Annotated in this window: 5 protein-coding genes; 2 read left to right on the top strand and 3 right to left on the bottom strand. The window is 76.6% G+C overall.

The window, feature by feature from the left end; translation table 11 throughout:
* The coding region (locus HGCM_RS04760) for an HNH endonuclease family protein (protein ID WP_019135731.1) at window positions 1-525 on the top strand (525 nt) is incomplete at its 5' end.
* A gap of 18 nt (window positions 526-543) precedes the next feature.
* Here HGCM_RS04760 and HGCM_RS04755 read toward each other — a convergent pair.
* On the bottom strand, window positions 544-1260 hold the full coding sequence (locus HGCM_RS04755; RefSeq protein WP_019135730.1) for a M50 family metallopeptidase: 717 nt from the start codon (window positions 1258-1260) through the stop codon (window positions 544-546).
* Window positions 1261-1350: 90 nt separating this feature from the next.
* The gene (locus HGCM_RS04750; RefSeq protein ID WP_246119428.1) at window positions 1351-2070 is read right to left on the bottom strand and encodes an LmeA family phospholipid-binding protein; all 720 of its coding nucleotides are present in this window, start codon (window positions 2068-2070) and stop codon (window positions 1351-1353) included.
* 140 nt (window positions 2071-2210) lie between these two features.
* Here HGCM_RS04750 and HGCM_RS04745 point away from each other — a divergent pair, with 140 nt between their 5' ends.
* Window positions 2211-2627, top strand: coding sequence for a hypothetical protein (locus tag HGCM_RS04745; RefSeq protein ID WP_019135728.1), 417 nt, complete (start codon window positions 2211-2213; stop codon window positions 2625-2627).
* Window positions 2628-2680: 53 nt separating this feature from the next.
* On the opposite strand, the gene HGCM_RS16900 is transcribed toward HGCM_RS04745, so the two are convergent.
* A partial coding sequence (locus HGCM_RS16900) for an SbcC/MukB-like Walker B domain-containing protein (protein ID WP_040398925.1) occupies window positions 2681-4133 on the bottom strand: 1453 nt, incomplete at its 5' end.

Genomic DNA, 4133 nt, shown 5'->3' with positions numbered 1-4133 from the left:
CTGCCCGTGCGCGACGCCGCCGACGAGGCCGGCTACGCGCGCGAGCGGTTCGGCAGCGGCTGGGCGGACCTCGACCGCGACGGCTGCGACACCCGTCAGGAGGTCCTCGCGCGGGACCTGCGGCCGCTCACGCTGGACGCCGACGGCTGCACCGTCCTCGCCGGCTCCCTGGACGACCCGTACACGGGCACGACGATCGCGTTCCGGCGGGGTGCGGGCTCGGCGGACGTGCAGATCGACCACGTCGTCGCGCTCTCGGACGCCTGGCGCACCGGCGCGCAGGGCTGGGACGCCGCGCGCCGGCTCGCCTTCGCGAACGACCCGGCGAACCTGCTCGCCGTCGACGGCGGCGCGAACCAGGACAAGGGCGGCTCGGACGCCGCCGAGTGGCTGCCCGTCAGCGGCTACGCCTGCGCCTACGTCGTGCGTCAGGTGCGCGTGAAGTCGGCGTACGGCCTGTGGGTCGTCCCGCCCGAGGCCCGCGCGATGCGCCGCACGCTCGCGTCCTGCCGCACGGTGCCGTGACGCGGCACCCGCCCGCCGTCAGGGGAGCTGGAGGCCGACGAGCCAGGCGGCGCCCACGAGCAGCGCCGCGACGCAGACGAGGAGCAGGACGCCGACCCACAGCAGGCCCGGCGTGTGGGTGAGCCGGCCGAGGACGGCGGCGTCGGAGGAGTCCACGCGCACGCGGCGGCGCTGCGACTGCATCTCGAGCACGGCGCGCGGCGCACCGAGCAGGAAGAACCACGTCAGCAGGTAGGCCGCCGCGGCCTGGACGGCCTCGGGCGCCCAGACGGTCAGCCCGACGAGCACGACCAGGCTCACGAGCACCGCCCAGAGCCCGTACCAGTTGCGGATCTGCAGCAGGACGAGCACGACGAGCACCAGCAGCGCCCAGAGCATCGCGAGCGTGTACCCGCGCGAGAGCAGCCAGGCGGCACCGAGGCCGACGAGCGCCGGTGCCGGGTAGCCCGCCGCGACGGTCGCGACCATGCCGGGCCCGCGCGGCTTGCCGACCGAGACGGTCAGCCCGGAGGTGTCGGAGTGCACCCGGATGCCCGACAGCCGTCGTCCCACGAGCAGCGCCACGAAGGCGTGGCCCGCCTCGTGGACGATCGTGAGCGCGTGCCGGGTCAGGTGCCACAGCGCGGGGACGCCGAGGACGAGGACCGCGGCCACCGCCGTCCCGACGACGACGCTCGTCGACGGCACCGCGGCCGGGGTGGTGATCGCCGCCCAGGTCTCGCCGAGCCAGTCCACGCGTGCTCCGTCCGTCGGGGCGTCCGGGTCGGACGCCTGTGCGGACCCTACGGGCTGCCGCCCGGGCCGGCCTGCGCGTCCGGGGGCGGGTCAGGAGCCGCTGGGTGACGCGGCGTCGGTCGGGATGGTGACGTCGGTGCCCTCGGCGACGAAGCGGACGCCGTCCGGCACGACCTCCGCGCTGGTGAGCGTGACGCCCTCGGGCAGTCCCTCCACGGGGATCTGCAGGTCGCGCAGCCGGTCCCCGATCCCGCCGGGCAGGCTGTCGATCGAGAGGTTCACGCCGCCGAGCGCGAGGTCCTGCACGTCGACCAGCAGCGCCCCGTCGTCCACGCGCGGCTGCAGCCGGGCCGTGAGCGGCACCCCGAGCACGTCCCCCTGCAGGGCGAGCAGCGACCCCTCGACCTCCACGTCGACGTCGAGCGAGCTGCGCTCCCGGACGAGCTGCTGGAGCGAGCTGGTCGGCAGCGTCGCGCGCAGCGTCGCGTCCTCAACCGTGTGCGGGGTGCTCGTCGAGATGCCGTGGGCCTCGACCTCGACGTCCGTCGCCGCGATGCCCTCGAACGTCGCACCCTCGGCGGTGGCCGTCGCGTCGTCGACCGATCCGGCGAGCAGCTGGGTGAGGAACGGGAAGCCGCCGATGTCGACGGTCGGCTCGCCGGTGATGTCGAGGTTCTCGGTGATCGCCGCGCGGACCTCGCGCTCGACCCGCGCGTGCACCACGCGGTCGGCGACGATCAGGCCCGCCACCAGCACGAGCAGCACGCACACGACGACCGAGATCACGCGCAGGGGGTGTCGGGAGGCCACGGCCCCCACCGTACGAGAGCGGCGCGAGAGGCACCTGCCGAGCCGGGCCGATTCACCGTGGCACCCGGGCTCGGGCCGACCTACGCTGAAAGGGACGCGTCCCACCTCCGGCACGGGGCGCGCTCGACGAAGGACGCACGATGACGTGGGTGCTGATCGCGGCTTTCCTGTTCGCACCGGCGCTCGTCTTCGGACTCGTGGGGATCCTGTTCCCGACGACCGACGACCCGCCGCGATGGCGTGCGGCCGTCGCGCGCCTGCTCGAGCGCCTCGCAGAGCGGATCCGCGGCCCGCGGCCGGTCGTGGTCGACCCGTTCGCCGCCCTGCGCGTGCAGGAGCGCCTCGGCGCGGTGGCCCACCACGTGCAGCGCCTCGAGGTCGACCACAGCACGTTCGCGCGCGCCGAGCGGATCATCGCCTCGCAGCTCGCGTACGACCAGCTGCTCGAGGAGGCCTGCCGGATGGCGGGCGTCGCCGTCGAGCCGCACGCGAAGGGCGACCCCGCCGAGCGGTTCCGTGAGGAGGTCGAGCTCGCCGCGCGCGGCTGGACCTGGTGACGGCTCGCTCAGCGCTGACCCGGTGACGGCTCGCCCCGCGGCGGGAGCCGCGGTCAGCCGGCGAGCACCGTGAGCGTGCTCGGCCCGGCGCCGGTCCGGCGCACCTCGACGCGGTCCGCGACCGCCTGCTTGAGCGCCTCGACGTGCGAGACGACACCGACGACCCGCCCTCCGGCCCGCAGCCGCCCCAGGGCGGCGAGCACGTTCTCGAGCACGTGCGGGTCGAGCGAGCCGAACCCCTCGTCGACGAACAGCGTCCCCAGCTCGATGCCGCCCGCCTCGGCCGTCACGACGCCGGCCATCCCGAGCGCGAGGCACAGCGACACGTAGAACGTCTCGCCCCCGGAGAGCGAGCGGGGGTCACGCTCGGTCTCCGTCACGTGGTCGAGGACGCGCATCGACAGCCCGGTGCGCCGCGAGCCCACGTCCTCCTTGCGGTCGCTGCGGGCCAGCTCGTACCGGCCGTCGGACATCTCGAGCAGGCGGTCGTTCGCCGCCGCCACGACGTCCTCGAAGCGACGGGCCAGCACGTACGACGCCAGCGAGAGGGCCCGGGTGTTGTCGCCGCCCGTCCCGGAGGCGAGGCCCGCGAGCCGGCTGACCGGGTCCGCCTCCGCCGCCTCCTGCACGCACCGCTCCGCCGCCTCGACGACCTCGGCCGCGGCGCGCGCCGCCTCGTCGGCCCGGCGCTCCGCCGTGACCGCCGCCGCCGCGTCGCGGACCGAGGCCTCCCGCGTCGCGCGCTCGTGCGCCGCCGCGGCCGGGACGTCGGCCTGCACCTGCTCGGGCAGCTGCGCGAGCTCGGGCTCGAGCAGCCCGGCCGTGACCCGCTCGAGGGCCGCCCGGTACCCGGTGACCTGCGCCTCGAGCTCCGCCAGGCGCCGCACGGGCAGCGCGGCGGCGCGGACGTCCTGCGCGGAGCCGAACGCGTGCTCGTCGAGCGCGGAGCGCAGCTCGGACTCGCGGGTCGTCGCGTCGCGCTGCGCCTCGTCGCGCGCGGCCAGCGCGTCCGCGAGGGTCTCGGCGACCGACGCACGCTCGTCCACCCAGCGCTGCCGGGCCACGACCGTCGGGTGACCGTCGCGCTGGGCGACGACCTCCGCCTCGGCCTCCGCGAGCGCCTGCACCTGCACGTCGAGGAGGGTCCGCGTGGCGGCCAGCTCCTGGGCCGTCCGGTCGCGCTGCTGGGCACGGGCCTCCGTGCCTCGGTCGTGCACGGCGAGCCGGCCGACCAGGTCGCGCGCGCGCCCGGCAGCCGCCTCGGCCTCGTCGACGGCCTGCGCCGCCGCGGCCAGCTCCTCGCCGAGCCGCTCGGGGTCGACCCCGCCGAGCGCCTCCTCGGCGGTCCGGACGGCACCCGTGAGGTCGGCGAGCCGGTGCGCCGCGGCCTCGAGCGCCCGCTCGGCGTCCGTCCGCGCGCTCTCCGCGAGCGCCACCTCCTCGGCGGAGACGTGCCCCGCCCCGCGGGTCGCGGGCGCGGGATGCTCGGCGCTCCCGCACACCGGG

It is taken from the genome of Cellulomonas massiliensis JC225 (assembly GCF_000312005.1).
GTDB classification, from domain to species: domain Bacteria; phylum Actinomycetota; class Actinomycetes; order Actinomycetales; family Cellulomonadaceae; genus Cellulomonas; species Cellulomonas massiliensis.
This window is presented reverse-complemented; position numbering and strand designations above follow the sequence as displayed.